Here is a 23,307-nt window from a genome sequence, read left to right on the forward strand (position 1 = left end):
GTTTGAAGTCTAAAGTTTCAGGTTTTGGTACAAAGCACTTGAAACCTGAAACAAAAAACGTATAATCTTAGTAACTAAGAACCTTAGCACCTAAAAAAAAAATGATAAAAACAGTAATTTTTGATATGGATGGCGTGATTGTAGACACAGAACCTGTGCACCGTTATGCGTATTACCAACAGTTTTCGGAGTTGAATATTGACGTAACCGAAGAAATGTATACTTCGTTTACAGGATTTTCTACTCGCAATACTTTTCAAACCTTAAAAACTCATTTTCCGGAAATTGAGCACGAAGTTGAAGATTTGATTCAGAGAAAAAGAAGCATATTTAATGATGCTTTTGATACAAAAGAAGATTTATTTTTATTGGAAGGCGTAGAAAATCTTATAAAAGATTTGTATCAAAGCGGAATTCAATTGATTTTGGCCTCATCGGCATCAAAAGTTACTATTGACCGCGTTTTTACAAGATTTAATTTGCATCAATATTTTACCGCTATTGTAAGTGGTGAAGATTTTCCGCAATCAAAACCCGATCCTGCTATTTTCCTGCATGCAGCCTCGCTGTCTGTGGCTCCAAAAGCGAATTGTATTATTATAGAAGACAGTACAAACGGAGTAAAAGCAGCCAATGCAGCAGGTATCTTTTGTGTAGGTTACAACAGCACTCATTCAAAAATGCAGGATTTATCAACTGCCGACCTTATTATTAATGATTTTAGCGAATTGAATGCTCAAAAAATAGCACAATTACACTTCTGAATTATATAAAATTTAACATTTGTTACTTAATGGAATTTGTAAATTTGAAGAAAACTAAATAAACTAAGAGAATGAAGAAATTACTTATCGCATTGGCCATTGTTTTGGCTCCTTTTGCTACAGAAGCACAAATAAAAACTCCGCAAGCGAGTCCTAAAGCTATTGTAAAACAAACTGTTGGCCTAACAGATGTTGAAGTGGTATATTCAAGACCAGGATCAAGAGGCAGAGCTGTGTTTGGAAATTTGGTTCCGTTTGGAAAACTTTGGAGAACGGGTGCCAACGAAAATACGATTATTTCTTTTAGTGATGACGTCGTAATTGATGGAAAAACGCTAAAAAAAGGTAAATATTCACTTTATACGATTCCTAAAATCGAGAGCTGGGAAATAATTTTTTACACAGCCACAGACAATTGGGGACTACCAGAAAATTGGAATGAGGCAAACGTAGCGCTTAAAACTACTGTAAAAGAAGACGCTTTACCAACTCCAGTAGAGACATTTACGATCGGAATTAATGGTCTGGATCCTAATTTTGCATACCTCGAAATGGCTTGGGAAAATTCTCATGTTGCTTTAAAATTTGAGGTTCCTACCGCAAAAACAGCTACAAGCAGTATTCAGAAAACATTAGGCGGTCCTTCTTGGAGCGATTATTTTGCTGCTTCTCAGTACTTATTTCAAACAAACGGAAGCATTACTGAAGCTAGAACTTATATCGACAAAGCTTTAGAATTGAGTACTGAAAAACCTTTTTATGTTACCCGCCTAAAATCTCTAATTCAGGCCAAACAAGGTGATAAAGCGGGGGCAATAGAAACTGCAAAAGTTTCGCTTGCAGCGGCTGAAGTAGCTAATAATCAGGATTATGTAAAAATGAACAAAGATAGTATTACGGAGTGGAGTAGATAAAATGCAACACATTTAATACAAAAAAATCCAAATTTCAAATGTTACATTTGAAATTTGGATTTTTTTTATGCTACAATAAATGAGCAACTTATTTTACAATTTACATTTCACAAGCTTCCATAATAAAAAATGTGCTTTGTTATAAAAGTATAGAAATCAGGAGCTATTTCCTGCTGTTCTTTCCAAATCTTTTGCTTTTTGAAAGAAAAAAGCAAAAGGATTTTCCCTCCCATCAGGGCTAGGGCACTTGTTTTTCAGAGGTTATTAAACGGTAAAAGAACTTTTAAAAGCAAAAGATGTTTTTGTGCCACGGTTTTGCGTGAGTGATAGGAGCAAGCTACCGAAGTAGCGCGGATAGCACGACACCCTCTAAGAAAAGGCCTCATGAACGCAACGTTGATGAGGCCTTTTCTTAGAGGGTGGCACGCCCTTATTATTACAATTTACTGCCGTAAAATTATGAATGTGTTTTGCTTTATACTAAATCGGTTGTGACGGTTTGTTTTCTAAAAAAAGTAATTTGCATGAACAGCGAAAGGAGAATGGTAAGCATGGCGCCAATAAAATTGAGCCATAAATAACCCAGTTTTTCCTGACCACTAGGGTAAATATAAATCATAAAGTAATAAATTACAAAAATGGTAATTTGACTTATGATGGCACTGTAAAACATTGCTTTTTCTTGTACGCGGCGCAGGTAAAACCCAACCAAAAAGATGCCTAGAACGGTTCCGTAGAAAATCGATCCGATGATGTTAACCAACTGAATCAAATTTTCGAACAATGTGCCCACGCAGGCAAAAAGGATCGCTACGATTCCCCAAAAAAGCGTAAAAAATTTGGTAGCATTAAGATAATGCTTATCTGATTTTTGAGTTTTGAGATTTCGTTTATAAATATCGATTGCTGTTGTCGATGCCAAAGCATTTAAACCCGAAGCTGTAGAAGACATGGCGGCTGAGAGAATAACGGCCAGCAACAATCCGATGAGTCCTTTTGGTAAATAATGCAAAATAAAGTGAAAAAAGACATAATCTTTGTCGTTGGTTTCGCTATTGCTGTCGGCTTTAGAAATGATTTCTTTGGCGCGATCGCGAAGGTCTTTCTCTTTGTTGGATAAAGTAACCAGTTCTTTGCGCAGAATTGGGTTGTCGTAATCGAGATTTAACTGCTCAATATACAAAAGATTAATTACTTTTTTGTCTTCAGAAAGTTTGTTGAGTTTGGTCTCTAAAGCATGATATTCGTCTTTATAAGCTGATTTCTCGATCACAATTTTATTATTGGGATTGAAATTTAGAGGCACGGGATTGAACTGAAAAAATACAAAAACCATGACACCCGTTAGCAAAATAAAAAATTGCATAGGCACTTTGAGCAAACCATTCATGATAAGTCCCATTTGGCTTTCTTTGACTGATTTTCCAGACAGATAACGCCCGACTTGAGACTGATCGGTGCCAAAATAGGCGAGAGCCAGGAAGAAACCTCCCGTGATTCCGCTCCAAAAAGTATATTTTTCTTCAGGATTAAAAGAAAAATCTACGATATTCATTTTATCGTTGGCTCCAGCGATATGCATGGCACTCGAAATCGTCATGTCTTGCGGCAGATAATGTAATATTAGAAAAAAAGTGATAAACATTCCCGACATAATCACAAACATTTGCTGCTTTTGGGTGACGTTTACGGCTTTTGTTCCTCCGGAAAAGGTATAAACGATGACCAGAAGACCAATTACAATATTCATAAAAGTCAGGTTCCATCCTAAAATAGCCGACAAAATAATGGCTGGGGCATAAATGGTTAATCCGGTTCCTAAACCGCGTTGCACCAAAAATAAAATAGCCGCCAGAGAACGTGTTTTTACATCAAAACGTTTTTCTAAAAATTCATAAGCAGTATATACTTTGTTTTTATGATACATTGGGATAAAAGTCACGCAAATGACAATCATGGCAATTGGTAGTCCGAAATAGAATTGTACAAAACCCATTCCGTCGTGATATGCTTGTCCGGGAGTAGATAAAAAAGTAATAGCGCTGGCTTGTGTTGCCATCACCGAAAGACCTACCGTATACCAAGGAGTTTCATTATTTCCTAAAATAAAATCCTCCACACTTTTGCTTCCTTTGGTTTTCCAGGAGCCATAAATGACGATAAATAAAAGCGTAACAATTAGGACAATCCAATCAAATAGTTGCATAGTTTAAGAATATAATTGCATGATTAAGAAAAAAATTAAAATATAAACGGCGTTTGCTACCAGTACATAAGTGTAGCTTTTTTTCCATTTTTTAGTTTTTTTTGCTTCCATTATTTATTGCTTAATTTCTAGTTTAGGTGCTTCTACGGGTTGTTTCAACGAAATCATATTCGATAATAATCGAAAAGCTCCTGAAACGCCTTCCGGTAATTCTCTAAAAAAGCTCAACCCCGTGTAAATATAATATCCTTTTCCGTACGGAGCCACTAATAAAGCCCCTTTTTTGGCAGATTCTCCTTTATCATGCGAAGAAAGGATAGGAGTAAAAGCAGCATCATATTCGTTAGGGTAATACAAACCCTGTTCTTGTGTCCAGCCTTGAAAATCTTTTTCTGTTATTGTATTAGGTGTATTTAAAATAGGATGATTAGGCGCTAAAAATGTAATTTTTGCGTTTTCATCCGTCACTCTATCAGCAGATATTTTTAAAGGAAAAGGCGCTATTTTATCGGTAACCAAACCATTTGGCGTATTGTATTGTACAATCATATTCTTACCTCTTTTTACAAAATCAAAAAGAATATTTTGCTTGTTAGACAATGCGTTTACGGTATTATAAGTTCGAACTCCGGTCATTACAGCATCAAAAGCATCCAGTTTTTCGGGGGTAATTTCTTCTGGTTTCAGGATGGTTACCTTGTATCCCATTTGAGCCAGACTTTCAGGAACTTCATCACCGGCACCCATGATATAAGCTATTTTTTCTCCGTTGGTTTTCAGATCTAATTTGATGCTTTTGGATTCTGCTGGTTTTAAAACCATTTGCTTCGTTATATGACTGTAATTGATGATAGTTTGGTCCTTATCAAAACGCTTTCCATCAACAATGGCAACCGCTTTTGCAGTGGTTTCTTCTGGTTGTGAAGGAGCACTTACCTCAAAATAAAAAATTTGCTCTGTTCCTTTTTTATCTAAAGTAAACGGAATTTGTTTAGGCGAAATCATCCAGCTTTTTGGCAATTCGAGTTGCAGATTCCCTTTAATATTATCTTTTCCGCCGCGAACTTTTACGGGAATCATTTTAGTCTTAACGCCATTAAAAATCAGTACTTTTTCTAAGATCGAAGTCGTAACTTCTGGCACAATATCCAGAAAATTGTACATTTCTCCTTTTACATCGTCATTGTATTTGTAAACGACCGTACGTTCGAACGGAATTTCGGTTCCGTTAATTTTTACATTAAAAACAACTTTTACTTCTCTGATAATATCCGGAATTCCAATGTTTTCTTGGTTTAAAACGGTATACATACCTACACTTGCTTTATCTTTCAACCAATAAGGCTGTGTGTATTCCAGAGTAGCTGGAAGCTGTATTTGTGTTTTGAATTTCAGATCTTTGTTATTATGTAAAGAACTGTTTTGAGGAATAATTTTATGATCGGGTAATGACATTATACTAACTAATTCCATACCTACAGTACTGCGATTTATAGCTTCAACAGTAAGGTTGATGACACTTCCCTGAGTAGCTTCCTGCTCTTGTACGACTGCTTCGAGGTACAAACCAGCACTTGTCGCAATGATATTTTTTATGGCTGCCAATTTAAGCGTTTTCCAGTGTTCATCTTCTAAAGACAGCATCATACCATATGCTTTTATCAGGTCAGGAATACTAGCCGACGGATTATTAAAATCGTATTTGTCGATGATTTTTGAAATTAACTCTCCAACTGCTTTACCATTTTTAATGCGGTTCCAAGTCGTGTCAATACCATCAAAAAGATTGTCTCTTTCTTTTGGATCTTCACCGTTTATTTGTTCTAAGTATTCCGTTTCATTTCCACGCGCTCCAGTACTTCCAAAGCCTTGTGACTGGTGTCGACTGCGACTAAGTGCCGCAATTTCCTGATTGGATTTCCCGATTCTATTGTAGTATACTCCAGTTTCCAGTTTAGTGAATTTTGATTTATTTGCAGCGTCAAATTTTTCCTGACTTCCGTAAAACCACCACGATGGATTAAAAAACTGGCGTTTTACCTGCCATGGTTTTACATATTGCAATTGTTCAGGGTATTTTTTGGGATCATTTGTCAAATTAAAACTTTCTACACTCAACATAGCTGATGATGTATGATGCCCGTGTGTCGTGCCTGGAGAACGGTGATCAAAACGATTTATAATAACGTCTGGCTGAAATTTTCTGATGGTCCAGATCAGGTCTGCCAGAACTTTGTCTTTGTCCCAAATTTCCAAAGTTTCATCAGGATTTTTTGAAAACCCAAAATCATTCGCACGAGAAAAAAATTGCTCTCCGCCATCTATTTTTCTGGCTTCTATCAATTCTTGCGTACGAATTACGCCTAACAATTCTCTCAATTGCGGACCAATTAAATTTTGTCCGCCATCACCACGAGTTAATGATAAATAACCAGTTCTGGCGTTCATTTCGTTAGATAAGTAAGAGATCAAACGTGTATTTTCGTCATCGGGATGAGCTGCTACATACAAAACAGAGCCTAAAAAATTAAGCTTTTTTATTTGATTATAAATTTCTACCGAACTAGGTTTTTGTGGCTGTTGGGCAAAAGAAGATAATAGTCCTATTAAAAAAATAAAAAAAGATTGTGTTGCAATTTTAAGCATATCGTGAATAAATGTTTTGTAATAGCTTCAAAAATACTAATAATATTCTTGTAGCGTATTTAAACGATATGTTAATGTTTGTCTTTTATTTGTTAACACAGAAAAAAATTAAATAATAAAAGCCGCAAGGATCACTAGCAGCTTTTAAAAAGAATTGATTTGTAAACAAATCTTGTGGTATTCTTAGGATATAAAATTTGAATTTTATTTTTTCAACTTATTTAATTTATTTTTGCAATTTTTCTTTACTAAATCAGGAGCTTATAACAATTTATTTCTTGCTTTTTTTTATCTATTATTTTGATTTTTAATAATTTACCAATATATTTTTTACAAAAAAAACAATTATCTCTGCTATTAAAGAAATTTATTAAGTGCAAAGTTAATACATTAAAGACAGAAAAAACCTATTGTTAACGTTTTTTTCAACAAATTATTTTTTTAAATATCATTTTTTTTATTTCAGGAGTAAATTAACAATTCTGTCCATTATTTTAAAGAAAATAGCAGCACCTTTTACTGATGCTGCTATTTTTTTATAATAATTAAACTATGTAAGTTTGATCAAGAAGAGGTTAAAATAACTAATCTCTGTGATGTTTTCCATGTCCTCTATCATGACGATCATCATGACGATCGTCGTGGTGATCATCGTGGTGATCATCTCGCTCGTGTTTGTAGTGACCTTTTCCTTTTCTTGGTTTGTAGCATTTTTGAGGTGCACCGTGGTATCCTTTGTAATATTTTACCCTGTGATTCTTAAAATATGTGTAAGGACGTCTTCCGTGATAATCATTCAAAACTACTTTATAACCTCCGTACAAATCATAATTTCTGTATTGTCTTGGTAAACGGCTGGAACGAATCCATTTTCCCCCTCCAAAATAAATAAATTGTGTAGCTCGAACATCATAATAGGCTTCGATATCAGGCAAGTAGTAATATTCCATTTCTGTGTAACCTACAGGTCCCCATTCTGGAGGAGAACCAATATTAATATTTACAGAAACTTGAGCTTGTGTGGCATTGGCAACCAAAAGAAATATTCCGAAGATTGTTAATTTTAGCGTTTTCATTTTTATTGTTTTTATGTTAATCTGTATGTGAATATTCATATACTGTGCCAAAATTAAAAAACAAATGCATTTTACTCTTAAAATTTAGTCTATTTGTTTATGAAATTTCACTATTTAAAAGGAAAAATACTGATTATTAAATGTTTATAAAAACATTACGAAATTGTTTTTATTTGATAAAATACTACTAAAATTTAAAACAGAAGTTATTTATATTCTACAATTCGAGGTTTTCCAAGTCCAAAGCTTTGCATTCCAAAATCTGAATTTTGAAAAGTATTGGTTTTAAAGATATTGTCTCCCTGATTTGGAATCGTTGGATAGTAGGAAATAGAAAGCTGAAAAGAACTAAATACCAAATAGTCATTATTAATAGTGAGACCAAGGCTTAATTTCTGATAATATTTATTTTGCAATACGCCCACATTACTATTACCTAAAACAGCAATAGAATAATTAAAAAACGGATTAATCCTAAATCCTAAAATTTCGTTCGGAGCGTACGTTTGTGTTTGTAGCGTTAGTACCATTTTGCTGGTTCCGTAAATTGCGGTGTTAAAACCTTGGATACCATAATCTTCATTTATATTAAGCTGGTCGCCCATAGAACCGGCTCTATTAACACCTATTATAAATTCGGGTTTAATAAATTGCCTCAGTTTCCAGTTGCCCATTTCAATTAAGTTGGTAAAATAATTGGCTTGAAAAGAAAACGCTGTCTGATATGTTTTTGATTGATGAAAGTAAGTTCCGACTTCAAAATTGGTACTTAAAAATCCCCAGGGAAAATAATCTCCAAACGAAGCCTGCGCGCCTGCATAAGGACGCCAAATTTTATTTTTGTATTGATAACCCAATGTAATTCCGTAAATTCTTCCAACGGGTACATCCTCAGGGTTTCCATTTCTAAAAATATAATTGTCTCTAACGAATTCACGGGTATTCAATCCAAATCCAAGTAACATTTGCTTTTCATCAGAAAAAAATTGAATCGAATCATAAGCAGGAAGTGGGCTTTCGACATAATCAACATCTAACAATCGTGTTGCTAAAATAAGATTTGTTGTCCGCTCTTTTTTAGGATTATCACTGGTAACATCGAATGCTTTTGCGATCCAAAAATCGTGTACATTGTATTTGAAATTTTGATAAGCAAAACTCAAATCTGCAGCTTGCAAAGTATCTCGCTGGTATCTTTGGCCTAGAACGATCCCGCCTGCATATTTTGTTAGAGGAGAATAAAACGGACGCTCGATAGCAATACTTTTGCTATAATTATTATCCAAATCAATTCTATATTTTACGCGGGTACTAACAAAAGTATTTTTGATATTCGGAATTGTATACGTACCATCGTGACCATCGCGGCCATCCTGAAATCTATTGGTAAAGCGATATTCTAATTGTTGCCCTGTACCAAAAATGTTTCGATCTAAAAAACCGGCATTAACTCGGGAACTTGATATAGAAAATCTTGGCAGTATGCTCCAGGCATCCAGAACACGAACTGTAATATCTATAGAATCGTTGGTGGTTGTAAGTAATTCTTCAGAGATAGTTACTTTACTCACATAACGTTGCGACCTGATAATACGTTCAGATTCTTGTACTTTGTAAGCATTGTAAGGTGTGTTTTTTTTAAAAAGTAATAAATTTTGTATGGCAAATTTTTTGGTTTTGAGATGAAATTTATTGCCGTTTCTTTCTCCCCAATTTTTAGGAACGACAGTAGAATCAGTATCTGAACGACCAAAAGGATCTAGCGTTACGATTCGGATTTTTCGAATAATTTTGCCCTCAAATTTCGCTGTATCTTTTATAATTACAGGAATTTGACTAGTTTTAGATTTTGGAGATCGAAAAATTACTTTCTTAAAGAATTTTGCTGCTTTACTCTTTTTGGCTCTTTTTTTTATCTCAGAATGCGTTTCTGTCTTGTCTTTTTCTTTTTTAGTATCTTTTTCTTGCGATAGTACTTCATTAGAGTACATGCAAAGTAAAATAAAAAACAATATTTTAAAATTTCGAAACATCAAAAAAAAGGGTGTATAGATAATTATATCATGAATATAAGTCAAATAATATAAATATTCTCAAATAAATTCGTTTTTAACTTTCAATTTTAATTTTTCGAATTCTCCATGTGAATTTTTTAGGCATGTGATTTCCCATAAAATAACCCCAAGGTTCCAGAGATTCTATTCTGTCAAAGATAATTTTTAGAATAGCCAAAAGAGGAATGGCAAGAAACATTCCAGAAATTCCCGAAGCTGCACCGCCAATAATGATTCCGATAATAGAAACCATAGCATTTATTTCTACTTTAGAATTAATGATTAAAGGAACAAGTACGTTATTATCAATTAGTTGTACTATAACGTTTACAATCAAAATACTAATAATTACAGAGGTTTCCGGAGTTCCTGTGAGCGAAGCAAAAATGGTAATTACACCAGCGAGCATGATACCGATATACGGAATCATATTCAAAATACCAGTAATAAGTCCTAATAACACAAAATATTTAACCCCAATAATCCAAAGTCCTAATGCTGTTAAAATAGAAACAATAATCATTTCCAGAATCAGGCTTATGATATAATTGTTGACAGAAACCTTTATCTGACATAAAATATCTTTTAGAGTATTGTGGTTTTCTTTTTTGATCAATTTGGCCAGAAAAAGAATAAAATGATCTTTATAAATTAAAAATAAAAAGGTATAAATTGGAATTATTGTACAATCCAAAAGCAAATCAGAGACAGAGATTAGGGCAGAACCCAAAGTAGCCTTGCCATTCTTTACAGAATCCTTTGCCACATCGTCAATGTATTTATTTTGTTCGCCAAGACTAAGATTAAAATTGTCTTTTATAAATTTTTGAATGTCGACCAGAAAGCTATTTGCATTTTTTTTGATAGTAGAGAAATCATTGGCAATATCGCTAACCTGATACGATATAAAGACCATAATACCAATGATACAGGCAGCAAAAAACAGTACACTAAGGATCGCAGCCAAATAACGGGGAAATCTAAATTTTACATTTAGAAAAGTAAATATGGGTAATAATAAAACGGCAACCAGAAAAGCCATTAACACCGGCGTAATAACGTCTTTACCAATATAAAAAAGGAATCCGAGCGAGAGTAATGTAATTAAAATAAAGGCGATCTTTGCGAAAAAAGGCAATTCTATCTGCTTAATCATGTTTTTGAAAGTTTGGTGAAACTAAAATTTGGATGAAGCAAATATGGTATTTTACAAAGATTTTATTGTTTTAATTTTTTAAGATTAAATTACAAAATTCCCATTTAAAAATTAATCAAAGAAGTCTTTCTCTTCGTAAGAATGGGCAGGCATGATCGAAATACCTTTTTGAAGCAGTAAATTATTGGGGTAAATAATTCGTTCGCCATCTTTGGTTTTTAAATTGACATGAAAGGCGCTTATATCCTCAATTTCTGCTTCTATTGGAAAATCTTTGTCGTGAATTTTTATTGTATCTCCGATTTTAAAAGGAAACGAAAAAAACAAAATCATCCCCGAAGTAACATTACTTAAAATAGACCATTGTGCAAATAACGCCACTCCAATCACGGTTGTAATGGAAGAAATCGTAATAAAAATGTCTTTAGTATCAACACCCCAGATGACAATCAAACTCGTAATTACCAGGATATTCATTAACAAATGAACATATTTAATTACCAAATTGGTTCGGTGTTCTAATCTTTCACTGGTTTTTGCAAATTTTCGAATTAATTTTGCAACAATAACTCTCAGTAACATCAATACGATAAAAAGTACGATTGTTACCAGTATTTCCTGTGAATATTCTTTGAAAGAAAACATAATTTTAATTTTATTCTAAAGTACTTAAATATTCGTAAACTTTAGCAGTTGGAAGCCCCATAACATTTGTATACGAACCTTCTACTTTTGCTACAGCCATAAAACCAAACCATTCCTGAATGCCATAAGCACCAGCTTTGTCGTAGGGCTGATAATTTTGAATGTAATACAAAATAGCTTCATCAGAGATATCATTAAAGGTAACTTTGGTAGTATCGTGTAAAAGGGTAGAAGCGGTATTGGTCTTGAAACAAACCGAAGTGATTACTTCATGTGTTGCATTCGACAATGATTTTATCATCGTAAAAGCTTCTTCGGCATTTTTTGGTTTCCCCAAGGCTTTATTCTGATGCCAGACGATAGTATCGCTGGTTACTAAAATTTCGTTAGGTTGCAATTCTCCCTCAAAAGCACTGGCTTTCAATTCAGCCAGAAAATTTGTTATTTCGACTGCTTTTAGTTCCAGAGGATAAATTTCTTCTATATCTTTCAATCGTATTTCGAAATCCAAGTCCAAATCCTTAAAAAACTGTTGTCTACGTGGTGAACCTGAGGCTAGTATTAACGTGTATTTTTTTAATTTTTCTTTAAGCATTATAATGAATATTAAAAGTGATCACCGCAATTGATAAAATTCCGAAAAGTAAAATCAGTTTTAAAACGGTACTCAAATGGTGAAAATCTTTTTTTGATTTTGCGCTGTAGATTTTTACAATAAAATAAAGCAGAGGAGCCAATACAAAGGCAAAAGCATAAAAAGTGACGAAAAAAAGACCATTTTCTACAAAATATTTATTGCAATACAGAAGCAGTAAAATAAAGGAAAAAATAGCCAACCCAAGGGCAACTATCGCCGCTCGTCGGTTTCCAATTGCAATTGGTAAAGTATTCATTCCTTGGTTATAATCACCGTCTACATCTTCTATATCTTTAATGATTTCACGAATTAAATTAATCATAAAAGCAAACAAAGCATAATCTGTCAAAATAGAAAAAAAGCTTGCCATTTGCGCCTGATTTTCTGAGTTAGTAGCCGGAAATAAATCAAATACCCCAATAATGACAACGCTCGAGGCGAGCAATAATGCAACAACAATATTCCCTACCACCATAATTTGTTTTAAAGCAGTAGCATAAAAATAAAGAAGTGTGGCAATTAGAATAAAAAGTACGGCAAAACTAGGTCGCATGATCACATTAGACAGATAACAACCAATGGCAACGCCTGTAATATTGAGGGTAATGTAAATATTATAGGCTGCTGTTTCTGTAATTCCTTTACCAATGACAACATCTTTTGGCTTATTAATGTTGTCACTTGCGACATCCATGATATTATTGATTACATAACCTGCGGCCGCAATCAAAACTGTACTTAAAATTAGCAATCCATATTGCCAGTCGGCCAAAGCCAGCGGAATATTTTGCAATTTTAAAAAAGCATATCGAAACAATACCTGCATAAAAGCAAGCATGAGTAAGTTCTGGTATCGAATGAGTTTAAGGAATTTCATTTTTTTTTAAGAGACAAAGGTTCAGAGTTACAAAGGTTCAAAGGTTTTTCTAAAATAAAGTTGCTAGAGCTATATTTTACTTTTACAAAATTCATTTCACAAAAAAATCAATCGTGTTTTCCATCAAAATAATCCATCCATTTTCCTTGTACTTTCATGACTTGCTCAATCACATCACGTACCGCGCCTCTTCCGCCTTTTATGTGCGAAATGTAGCGGCAAATATTCTTTATTTCTGGGCTCGCATCTTGCGGACAGGTAGGTAATCCAACCAATTTCATCACATGAAAATCTGGAATATCGTCACCCATATACAATACTTCTTCTGATTTTATGTTGTAAATATCAGTATATTCTTTAAAAGTTGTTACTTTATCAGGAGTACCTAAATGAATATCGGTAATCCCTAAATTGCGCAATCTAATGCGAACGCCTTCGTTGCTTCCTCCCGAAATAATACAAACATTATAACCACTTTCTACAGCTGCTTTCATGGCATAACCATCGCGAATATTCATCGTGCGAAGCATTTCTCCTTCGTTGGTTACAAAAACAGATCCGTCTGTCAGTACGCCATCAACATCAAAAACAAAAGTTGTGATGTCGTTCATTATTTCTTTAAAATGTTTTGCCATTATGCTGTATAGATTGTGTTAGGAGTTTATAGATGTTTTTTTGATTCTCATTGGTCAGATAGTCCAAATGTGCTTCGATGGTACTGGAATCATTACGTTTTGCAGGGCCTGTTTGTGCATCAGCGGGATTTAAAATCTTTATTTTTTGAGCAGTTTCCTCAATTAAAGGTTTCAGAATTTCAAAAGGAACCTGATGTTCTTTGCAAATTTCATGACCAATTTGATACAAATGATTGGTGAAATTATTCACAAATACGGCAGAAACGTGTAATGCTTTTCGTTGTTCTGAACTAATCGGAAAAACGGCATTCGAAATGCTTTTGGCTACAGTTTCTAAAACACTGTAATCGGAATGATTTTCGGTTTCTAAACAAAACGGAATTACGGAAAAATCAACGGCTGCGTTTTTAGAAAATGTTTGTAAAGGATAAAAAACACCACGTCTATTTTTTGGATCTAAAGCGTTTAAAGAAACCGTTCCTGAAGTATGCACCACCAATCGATTCTTAAAAGGTAATTGCTCTGAAACGCTTGAAATAGCATTATCCGCTACTGCTATGATATATGCATCTGACTCTTGTAAAGCTGAATAATCTGTTACAATTTGAGTAGGATCGAGTAGGTGAGACAACGTTTCTTCTTGCCTCGAAAATACCTGTACAATGTCGACAAGCTCACTTTTAGCGAAAGCCTGTATCAAATGTTGTGCAACATTTCCAGAACCAATTAGCGTTATTCGAATCATAGCGCAAAATTAGCATTATTTTTTAAATTGTGGAGACGCTACTGTTTTGCGTCTCCACAATTTATTTTTATTAAAACTTCACAGCTCCTTTTGCAACGGTTTCTCCAATGGTTGTTTTTTTAGAAAAATCTAGATTTTTAGAAGAGGCTAATTCGATGTTTTTACTTTCTGATCCATCTATAGTAATTGCTTTTGCAGAAGTCGAATTGAATTCGATGTCCTTGAAAGACATGTTTTTACTATTGTAAATTTCGAATACCGTTGGGTTTTCAATATCCAATTTTGCATTGCTAATTTGGATGCCGTTCGCATCAATAATAGAGAAACCTTTTTCGGCTTTGGCTATTAAATTTGAAATTTCGATATTCTCTAAATTCATTTCAGGCAAACCTTGCAAAAATACGGCTTGATAAGCTCCGTTTATGATTATGTTTTTTATCGAAATATTTTTAAACTGAGGTGTTTCTTCGTTTACAGGAACCGCTTTAGTATTGATTTTATTACCACCTTCGGCTAATGTTTCGGCAATAGATTTTCCACCATAATAAAGGTCGAATGAAATGGCTTGAGAGGGAATATCAGTCATGAAAATATCCGAAATATAGATATTCTCAACTATCCCTCCACGTCCGCGCGTGCTCTTAAAACGCAATCCTACATCAGTACCCATAAAAGTACAGTTAGAAACATGCAGATTTTTTACACCGCTGGACATTTCGCTTCCCACTGTTACACCACCGTGTCCGTGGTAGACAATGTTGTTTTTTACAATAATATTTTCGCAGGGAATACCGCGATCGCGACCGTCTTTATCTTTTCCAGATTTAATACAAATAGCGTCATCACCAACATCAAAACTAGAATTTTCGATGACTACATTTTTGCAGGATTCAACGTCAAGACCGTCACCATTCTGCGAAAACCAAGGATTACGAACGTTTATATTCCGAACAATCAAATCTTCTACCATCAGCGGGTGAATATTCCATGCAGGTGAATTTTGAAAAACGGGACCGTCAAAAAGTACTCTTTTGCTATTTTGAATGCTCACCAAAACGGGACGCAGAAAATCATGAATGGCTTCAAATTCTTCTTTGGTTTTTAGATCAAGACGTACATTTTGATCGGCTCCTACAGCCGCCTTCATAAAGGCTTCAGAGGGGTACCAAGTATCTTTCTTTTCGTTTAGGACACCACCTGAGGCAACAAGTTCTTTCCATTGGCTTTCGTTAAGTTTACTTTTTTTAACTTGTCTCCAAGCTTCTCCGGAACCATCCCAAACACCATTCCCTGTAAAGGCTATATTTTCTAGATTTTTGCCGTAAATGGGCGAGATGCAACGCCAGGTATTGAGTCCTTCAAAACTAGTCTGAATGATCGGATATAATTTTTTGTCAGTAGAGAATTTTATTAGAGCACCCGTTTGAGCGTGCAATTCGATGTTGCTTTTAAGTATAATTGGTCCTGTTAGCCAAATGCCTGGTGGAATTATAACTTTTCCGCCACCTTTTTTTAATACAGCTTCAATAGCATCAGCGAAAGCTTGAGTATTTAAAGTCTGACCACCATTTACAGCGCCAAAATCTTTAAGGTTTACCATATTATTTGGAATCACAGGTTCTTGAACCTTAGACATCTTAAATTCGATGTTTTCGTAAGTATCATAAACCTTAACTGTTTGAGCTATACTTTTGTTTGGATAATTTGCTGTTACAACTGCAAAAGCAATATACAATAGCCGAATTGTTTTAGTTTTCATTTTTTTTATGTTAGATGCGGTTGGATAGTTATGTATTAAATCGTTGTGTGATGTTATCTGTTTTTATTAAAAGTGAAAAAAATATTCTGTTAAATAATGATAATAACAATGTAATCGATTACACAAATTTAATAAAAATTTTTTAAAAAGAGAAAAATATTGTGTTCAGTTGTTTTGTAAACCTAAACTTATGATTGAGGTAAATTTGATCAAAATGACAGTTTTTTTTGGTTTTAATTAACAAATGCCAAATATTAGAACTCAACAATTTTGAGTACTTTTGTGGCACTTTTATACAATGTAATTCGTTAAAAATGGATAAAAAAATATTCTCTTTTTTGTTTTCTACACGTTTAATGGCCACTCTTTTTTTAGTATTTGCAATCGCGATGGGTGTCGGAACTTTTATAGAAAGCAAGTACAATACAGATACTGCCCGAATTTTAGTTTACAATTCTTGGTGGTTTGAAGCAATAATGGTCTTTTTTATGATTAATTTCTTAGGAAATATTAAACGTTATCAATTACTTAAAAAAGAAAAATGGGCGACGTTATTGTTGCATATTGCTTTTATTTTTATTCTTTTAGGGGCTTTTGTTACGCGATACATTAGTTATGAAGGTGTAATGCCCATTCGAGAAGGCGCTGCCGAAAATCAGATTCTTTCTGAAAAAACGTATCTAACGATTTTTGCTGATGGCGAATACAAAGGCGAAATGAAGCGCAGAGTTTTCGAAAAAAGTCTTTTATTATCTCCAGTAACCAACAACGATTTTACGGTTTCAGGTAAGTTTGACCAAACTCCTTTTGAAGTGACTTATTCTAATTATATTCTGGGGGCCAAAGAAATGGTAAAACCCGATGCAAAAGGAACTTTATATCTAAAATTAGTAGAAGCAGGTGAAGGCGGGCGTGAAGAGCATTTCTTGAAAGAAGGAGAAGTTCAGAATATTCATAATGTTTTATTTGCTTTGAATAAACCAACGGCAGGCGCTATAAACATTAATACTACGGGAGAAAAATATACAATTCAGACACCATTTGAAGGTACTTTTATGCGAATGGCCGACAAATTGCAAGGAACAGTAACCAAAGAAAATATTCAGCCTTTGATGATGCGTTCGTTGTACAGTATTGGCGATATCCGCATTGTATTTCCAGATCCTGCGGTGAGAGGAACTATTGCCTACGAATCAAATAATGATTTTAAAGCAAAAGCGCATAACGATGTTTTGGTGGTAAAAGTAAAAGCAGAAGGTCAGGAAAAAGAAATTACACTTATGGGGTCAAAAGGCAGGTTAGGGGAACCAAAATCGGTAAAAATTGGCAATATCGATTATACTCTATTCTACGGAAGTAAAGCTTATGTTTTGCCTTTCAAAATAAAACTAAACGATTTTATTGCTACCAAATATCCAGGAACAGAAAAAAGTTATTCTGCTTTTGAAAGTAAAGTAACCGTTCAGGATTCTGCCACTACTTTTGATGCTGCTATTTATATGAATCATGTTTTAGACTACAAAGGATTCCGTTTTTTTCAATCTTCATTTGATCCAGATGAAAAAGGAACAGTATTGTCTGTTAACCATGATTTTTGGGGAACTTCTATAACGTATTTAGGCTATTTTATGCTATACTTTGGTATGATGGCCATTATGTTTACCAAAAATTCTCGTTTTGCAGATCTAAAACGCAAATTAGACGTAGTAAAAAAGAAAAAAGAGAAACTCATTACTATTTTGGTTCTAATGCTAAGTTTTGGAGGTTTTGCACAGGCGCCTCATGTACACAAACATCAAAATAATGAAGACCCAAATGATCACGCCAATCACGTGACAGCGCCACCAAGCGAAAAGCAAATCGATTCGTTATTGAATATTTACAAAGCACCCGAGGCACATGCTGCAAAATTTGGTCGCTTGATTATTCAGGATGCGGGAGGTAGAATGAAGCCAATCAATACTTTTTCATCAGAATTACTTCGAAAAGTAAGTCAGAATGATACTTATAGCGGAATGAATTCTGATCAGGTATTTTTGTCCATGACGCAATATGCTCAAGTTTGGATACAGGTTCCTATTATTCATTTAAGAGCTGGAAATGATAGTATCAGAAAAATTATCGGGGTGGAGAAAGAGGCGAAAAAAGCTCCTTTTGTCAAGTTTTTTGACGCTAACGGAAATTATAAATTATCTCCCTATTTAGATGCTGCTTACAAAGCGGCAAATCCAAATCAGTTTGAGAAAGATTTTATCGAAACAGATAAAAGAGTCAACTTAATGGAATCTGCTTTGAGCGGAAGTATCTTAAAAATATTCCCAATTCCGAATGACCCAAACAACAAATGGATTTCGTATTTAGAGCTGGAACATGCAGGTTTAAAAGGTATGGATGCTACTTATACCAAACAAATTATTCCGTTGTATTTTAGTGCTTTGAATAATGGTGCTATTACCAAAGATTTTAAAACTGCAGATCAGTTAGTAGAAAGTATCAATGGTTTTCAGAAAAAATTTGGAAGTAAAGTTCGTCCGAGCGAAAGAAAAATCGATCTTGAAATAGCCTCTAACAAATACAATATTTTACCAAAAATGGTTTATTGGTATTTGCTTACCGGCATATTTATGCTGATTTTTACACTTTTTAGTACTTTTTTCGATAAAAAGTTTTTACGCGTTACAGTAAATGGTTTTCATATTTTAATCGGATTAATATTTGGAGTTCATACACTAGCTTTAATCGCGCGTTGGTATATTTCTGGCCATGCACCTTGGAGTAATGCATACGAGGCCATTGTATACGTTGCATGGTCTACGATGTTCTTTGGATTAGCTTTTGACCGAAAATCAAAACTTACTGTAGCTTCAGCAGCTTTTGTTACGGCAATGATTTTTATGTCTTCAAATTTAAATTGGATTGATCCGGAAATATCAAATTTACAGCCAGTACTTAATTCGTATTGGTTGATGATACACGTAGCGGTAATCGTAGCGAGTTACGGACCGACAGCACTTGGAATGATTCTTGGTTTTGTGGCGTTGATATTGATTTTCTTCACCAACGAAAAGAATAAAGAAAAAATGAGCCTGAACATCAAAGAAATTACCTACATCAACGAAATGGCTTTGACAATTGGTCTAATTATGCTTACAATTGGTAACTTTTTAGGAGGTCAATGGGCCAACGAAAGTTGGGGACGCTACTGGGGATGGGACCCGAAAGAAACCTGGGCATTGATTTCGATTATGGTTTACGCCTTTGTAATTCATGCGCGTTTTGTGCCGTCGCTTCGTAGTGCTTGGTTTTTTAATGTGATGAGTATGTTTGCGTTTATATCAATTTTGTTTACCTACTACGGAGTCAATTTTCACTTGGTTGGGTTGCACTCGTATGCAAGCGGAGAAGCGCATTCTCTTAGCTGGATTTGGTATTCTATGGGCGCAATTGCTCTTATTGCTGCAGTCACATATCCTGCTTATCGTAAATATTATAAAAAATAGAACAGTAAATACGTTATATTAATTCACAAAAAAAGGTTCAATTTGAACCTTTTTTTTATTTAAATTTTAATAAGAAGCTATTCCTGCTGTCCTTCCAAATCTTTTGCTTTTTAAAGAAAAAAGCAAAAGGATTTTCCCTCCCATCAGGGCTAGGGCAGTTGTTTTCATTAGAAACATTTCAAAAAAACTCAGCATCTCAGTCACGAAGCAGCTTAGTACCTTAAAAAAACTTTTTCCTAAACCAAAAAGCCACATTTACCAAAGCAATCAAAGCAGGAACTTCGACCAAAGGGCCAATTACGCCTGTAAAAGCTTGCCCGCTGTTAATGCCAAAGACACCAATAGCAACGGCAATGGCGAGCTCAAAATTATTTCCGGTAGCGGTAAAAGCAATCGCAGTACTTTTAGAATAATCTGCACCAAAATACTTTCCGATAAAAAAACTAGCGATGAACATCAGTACAAAATAAATCAATAACGGAATCGCAATCCGAATAACATCCATCGGAATCTTAACGATCAATTCACCTTTTAGGCTAAACATCACTACAATTGTAAATAATAGCGAAATTAATGTAATAGGAGAAATAAACGGTACATATTTGTCTTGAAACCAGGTTTCACCTTTCCATTTTATCAAAGCATATCGACTGATGATACCCAGCGCAAACGGAATTCCTAAATAAATACCAACACTTTCTGCAATTTGCCCGATGCTAATGGTAACATTAAATCCGGTGTAACCAAAATAAGGAGGCAAAACGGTGATAAAAATGTACGCATAAACGCTGTAAAGCAAGACCTGAAAAATACTGTTTAAAGCGATTAAACCAGCCGCATATTCCCTGTTTCCATCTGCAAGATCATTCCAAACTACGACCATAGCAATACAACGCGCTAGTCCTATCAGGATCAAACCAATCCTATATTCAGGATATCCTTCTAAAAATAAAAGCGCCAAAATAAACATCAAAATGGGGCCTACAATCCAGTTCAAAAACAAAGAAGCGCCTAATACTTTTGTGTTCTTAAAAACGTCTCCCATCTTTTCGTATTTTACCTTTGCTAGGGGCGGGTACATCATCAGAATGAGTCCAATTGCGAGCGGAATATTAGTAGTTCCGCTTGAAAAAGCATTGATAAAATTTCCGCTTGACGGAATAAAATAACCAATCGCAACGCCAATAAGCATGGCTAAGAAAATCCAAAGGGTTAAAAATCGGTCTAAAAAACCCAGTTTTTTTCTCGCGACTGCGGGAGTACAATGATTGATAGCCATATTACTTTTTTATTAGAGAAAAAACATAAAACATTTCGTTTGCAATCTGAAGACTTCTTTCCTCATATTTAGCGGCTTGTTGTGGCGTACCATCAAATGCTTTTGGATCTTCAAAAGTAATGGGAATACGTTTTTCGGCACCCGCAATAAAAGGGCATCCGCCATCTGCTTGCGAGCAGGTCATGATCGCTGCAAAACCATTTTCGGGGTTAAAATCAGCATCATAGGTTTTAGAAAAACCGATTACAGGTGCTTGATTCTCTGCAAATTTTATTGCGTAAACAGGATTGTTTTCTTGAGATAGTTTCTGAATTTTAAAGCCTGATTTCTCCAAAGTTTCAACCACTTTTGGGAATAGGGCAGTAGCTTCTGTTCCGCCAGAATAGCAAAATACGTTTGAAATGCCGTAAAAATAAGCCGCTGTTTGCGCCCAAACCTGAGACAAATGGCTGCGTCTGGAATTGTGTGTGCAAATTAAATTTAGCCTGATTTCGCTTTGTGTATCTACTTTTTGCTGAATAAAATCTGCCAGCGGTTGCAGAATGTTTTTACGTTCCGGGCTTATTCCTTCAAAATTAAAAGATTGAACTATAGTTTGAATTTCCGGGAATAATTGGTTTTGACTTGACATGTTATATAAATTGTTAATACGTAGGTTTATTGGTCTTCGATAAGTCAAATATTAGCAGCAACCTCCGCCGGGAGTGCAGGAATTTGAGCTATCAGCATTTAATTGTGTGAGTTTTAGTTTTGGCTTTTCAGAAGGGATTCCGCATTGGTCTTGCGCCAGACAAGCCGTTTGTTTGTTTAAAAGCATAAAATCCTTGCCATTAAAGCCTAAATCATATTTGCCAATTGTCGTGTCCTGATATTCTACTTCAATTTCAAAATCTTCAATTCCTAAAACTTTTTCCGAAAGTTCAATAATGTTAAGTAATTTATTGGGTTTTAAGCGGTGATCAAAATCATTGGCGTCCCAAAGCTGAAAGTTGACAACGGTTTCTTTGCGTACGGTTCCGCCACAATCAATAAAGCTTTTGGTGATCAGGCCGACTTCAGTGACGTGAAAATGTTCCGGAACGAAGTTTCCGTTTGGTAACTGAAAATTTACAGTTTCAACTGTTTCTAATGTTTTTTTAATTTCTGATAGTTTCATAATATTTTATATTGATTGTTTATTGCAATATTGCGATACTAAAAAGCAAAAAAATGCTCTTTAGCAACATTTTTGATTGGTAACTGTTGTGATGATTTTTGAAAAATAGTCTTTTAGGATATCAAAAGTTTTTTCATCAATACAATAGCAAATTGAGTTTCCTTCGATACTACCTTTTATCAACCCTGCATTTTTTAGCTCTTTTAAGTGTTGCGAAATGGTAGGCTGTGCTAGTGGTAATTCGTTTACGATATCGCCACAAATACACGAATTTACTTTGAGCAAATAGTCGATTATGGCAATCCTGGCGGGATGTCCCAATGCTTTTGCGATAATTGCAATTTGGTTTTGCCTGTCTGTAAAGTGATCTGTTTTGGTAGCTCCCATTTTTTGTTTATATTTATATTGCAATATTACGATAAACATTCTGTTGAAAAAAGAAAAATCACTTTTATTTTGTTTAATCTATTATTAATGTCTTTGAAAACTAATATTTTAGAGTTCTCATCCTAGCCTGTAAAGAGAAAAAGGGTTATTGCAAAGATGCGATCAAATCTTCGACTTGTTGTTTTTGTTTTGCATATTTTTGCTGCAGCTCAGAACCTTCGCCCATGCGTTGGTAATATTCCAGGCCTTTTTGAGCGAAAAACTTTTTATGAAAAGTCGAGATTTCGGGAACTTGCGGAAATAAAATATTAAAATTCATTTCGTAATAGGCCTGCCATTCCCGTTCATTTTTGTCTAAAACATAGGGTTTTATGGTTTTTTGATTGACATGTACCATTTCGTGCACGATTAAAATTAGCATTAATTCTAAGGGAAATTCGAAGGTGTTTTCTGGAATTCGGATGATTTGTGGTTTCCCGAAGTCGCCTTCGGTGGTCATGAGGATAAAGTCGGGTTTGGCTTTTTCTCTGAATTGGAAGGCTTTTAGGTTTGTGTTTTTGAGATTGTATTTTTTTAAAAGCCAATATGTGGCGTTTATCACTTGTCCGTTTTGATGGAGTGTTGCTATTTTTTGCTTTATTTGGTCAAGAGTCATTAAACAAAAATAAGTAAAGATTTCTAATTTGAAATTTAGTTTTTTGGAGAGTTCTAAAAAGTCCTTCACCTCTAATCTAGCCCCGATAGAGCCCAATATCCTTTTATGGCAGTGTTTGCCATAAAAGATAGGGGCGAAAGCGGGACTTTTGGTCTTGAAAAGCGATAAAAGTGGTGCTTCTGAGCAATTGACTGATAATCATCGGTTATTTATTTT

The 23,307-nt window shown here is 34.6% G+C and carries 19 protein-coding genes; 3 read left to right on the forward strand and 16 right to left on the reverse strand.

All coding sequences use genetic code 11. The features are described from left to right. The first annotated feature begins 101 nt into the window (after window positions 1–101). Together LNP22_RS13705 and LNP22_RS13710 are read left to right on the forward strand one after the other, a co-directional pair. Window positions 102–764: an HAD family hydrolase gene (locus LNP22_RS13705; RefSeq protein ID WP_229973957.1), complete on the forward strand. Its 663-nt coding sequence runs from the start codon at window positions 102–104 to the stop codon at window positions 762–764. Between the two features lie 71 nt (window positions 765–835). After that, window positions 836–1,678, forward strand: a complete 843-nt coding sequence (locus tag LNP22_RS13710; RefSeq protein ID WP_229973958.1) for a DUF2911 domain-containing protein — start codon at window positions 836–838, stop codon at window positions 1,676–1,678. A 475-nt stretch (window positions 1,679–2,153) separates the two neighbouring features. Here the strand turns inward: LNP22_RS13710 and LNP22_RS13715 are convergent, their stop codons facing one another. From LNP22_RS13715 to LNP22_RS13765, 11 genes are all read right to left on the reverse strand, one after another. Then, window positions 2,154–3,884: a sodium:solute symporter family protein gene (locus LNP22_RS13715; protein WP_229973959.1), complete on the reverse strand. Its 1,731-nt coding sequence runs from the start codon at window positions 3,882–3,884 to the stop codon at window positions 2,154–2,156. Between the two features lie 114 nt (window positions 3,885–3,998). Continuing rightward, window positions 3,999–6,530 (reverse strand): PIG-L family deacetylase, encoded by a 2,532-nt coding sequence (locus LNP22_RS13720; RefSeq protein ID WP_229973960.1) that lies wholly within the window; start codon window positions 6,528–6,530, stop codon window positions 3,999–4,001. A 584-nt stretch (window positions 6,531–7,114) separates the two neighbouring features. Then, window positions 7,115–7,606 (reverse strand): hypothetical protein, encoded by a 492-nt coding sequence (locus tag LNP22_RS13725; protein WP_229973961.1) that lies wholly within the window; start codon window positions 7,604–7,606, stop codon window positions 7,115–7,117. 206 nt (window positions 7,607–7,812) lie between these two features. After that, window positions 7,813–9,618, reverse strand: coding sequence for a BamA/TamA family outer membrane protein (locus tag LNP22_RS13730; protein WP_346432341.1), 1,806 nt, complete (start codon window positions 9,616–9,618; stop codon window positions 7,813–7,815). A gap of 97 nt (window positions 9,619–9,715) precedes the next feature. Then, window positions 9,716–10,816: an AI-2E family transporter gene (locus LNP22_RS13735; RefSeq protein ID WP_229973962.1), complete on the reverse strand. Its 1,101-nt coding sequence runs from the start codon at window positions 10,814–10,816 to the stop codon at window positions 9,716–9,718. A gap of 111 nt (window positions 10,817–10,927) precedes the next feature. Further along, window positions 10,928–11,461 carry a mechanosensitive ion channel family protein gene (locus LNP22_RS13740; protein WP_210665211.1) on the reverse strand — a complete coding sequence of 178 codons (534 nt, stop codon included), beginning with the start codon at window positions 11,459–11,461 and terminating at the stop codon, window positions 10,928–10,930. Window positions 11,462–11,471: 10 nt separating this feature from the next. Beyond that, window positions 11,472–12,056, reverse strand: a complete 585-nt coding sequence (locus tag LNP22_RS13745; protein WP_229973963.1) for a Maf-like protein — start codon at window positions 12,054–12,056, stop codon at window positions 11,472–11,474. Next, window positions 12,049–12,975, reverse strand: a complete 927-nt coding sequence (locus tag LNP22_RS13750; protein WP_229973964.1) for a geranylgeranylglycerol-phosphate geranylgeranyltransferase — start codon at window positions 12,973–12,975, stop codon at window positions 12,049–12,051. The genes LNP22_RS13745 and LNP22_RS13750 overlap by 8 nt, the downstream gene beginning before the upstream one ends. Window positions 12,976–13,082: 107 nt before the next feature. Then, window positions 13,083–13,610: a KdsC family phosphatase gene (locus LNP22_RS13755; protein ID WP_229973965.1), complete on the reverse strand. Its 528-nt coding sequence runs from the start codon at window positions 13,608–13,610 to the stop codon at window positions 13,083–13,085. Further along, on the reverse strand, window positions 13,594–14,355 hold the full coding sequence (locus tag LNP22_RS13760; RefSeq protein ID WP_229973966.1) for a Rossmann-like and DUF2520 domain-containing protein: 762 nt from the start codon (window positions 14,353–14,355) through the stop codon (window positions 13,594–13,596). Before LNP22_RS13760 ends, LNP22_RS13755 begins: the two co-directional genes overlap by 17 nt. 70 nt (window positions 14,356–14,425) lie before the next feature. After that, a complete protein-coding gene (locus LNP22_RS13765; RefSeq protein WP_229973967.1) occupies window positions 14,426–16,114 on the reverse strand; it encodes a glycoside hydrolase family 28 protein in 1,689 nt (562 codons plus the stop codon). A gap of 314 nt (window positions 16,115–16,428) precedes the next feature. Here LNP22_RS13765 and LNP22_RS13770 point away from each other — a divergent pair, with 314 nt between their 5' ends. Continuing rightward, window positions 16,429–19,614: a cytochrome c biogenesis protein CcsA gene (locus tag LNP22_RS13770; protein ID WP_229973968.1), complete on the forward strand. Its 3,186-nt coding sequence runs from the start codon at window positions 16,429–16,431 to the stop codon at window positions 19,612–19,614. A gap of 220 nt (window positions 19,615–19,834) precedes the next feature. On the opposite strand, the gene arsB is transcribed toward LNP22_RS13770, so the two are convergent. From arsB to LNP22_RS13795, 5 genes are all read right to left on the reverse strand, one after another. After that, entirely contained in the window at window positions 19,835–20,893 is a 1,059-nt protein-coding gene (gene arsB / locus LNP22_RS13775) for an ACR3 family arsenite efflux transporter (protein ID WP_229973969.1), read from the reverse strand. 1 nt (window position 20,894) lies between these two features. After that, window positions 20,895–21,524 (reverse strand): low molecular weight phosphatase family protein, encoded by a 630-nt coding sequence (locus tag LNP22_RS13780; RefSeq protein WP_229973970.1) that lies wholly within the window; start codon window positions 21,522–21,524, stop codon window positions 20,895–20,897. A 51-nt stretch (window positions 21,525–21,575) separates the two neighbouring features. After that, complete coding sequence (locus tag LNP22_RS13785; protein WP_229973971.1) at window positions 21,576–22,049, reverse strand: DUF6428 family protein; 474 nt, start codon at window positions 22,047–22,049, stop codon at window positions 21,576–21,578. Between the two features lie 60 nt (window positions 22,050–22,109). Further along, the gene (locus LNP22_RS13790; RefSeq protein WP_210665201.1) at window positions 22,110–22,436 is read right to left on the reverse strand and encodes an ArsR/SmtB family transcription factor; all 327 of its coding nucleotides are present in this window, start codon (window positions 22,434–22,436) and stop codon (window positions 22,110–22,112) included. A gap of 145 nt (window positions 22,437–22,581) precedes the next feature. Continuing rightward, on the reverse strand, window positions 22,582–23,091 hold the full coding sequence (locus tag LNP22_RS13795) for a hypothetical protein (RefSeq protein WP_229973972.1): 510 nt from the start codon (window positions 23,089–23,091) through the stop codon (window positions 22,582–22,584). Between the last annotated feature and the right edge of the window lie 216 nt (window positions 23,092–23,307).

Source organism: Flavobacterium flavipigmentatum, assembly GCF_020911905.1.
Classification (GTDB): Bacteria; Bacteroidota; Bacteroidia; order Flavobacteriales; family Flavobacteriaceae; genus Flavobacterium; species Flavobacterium flavipigmentatum.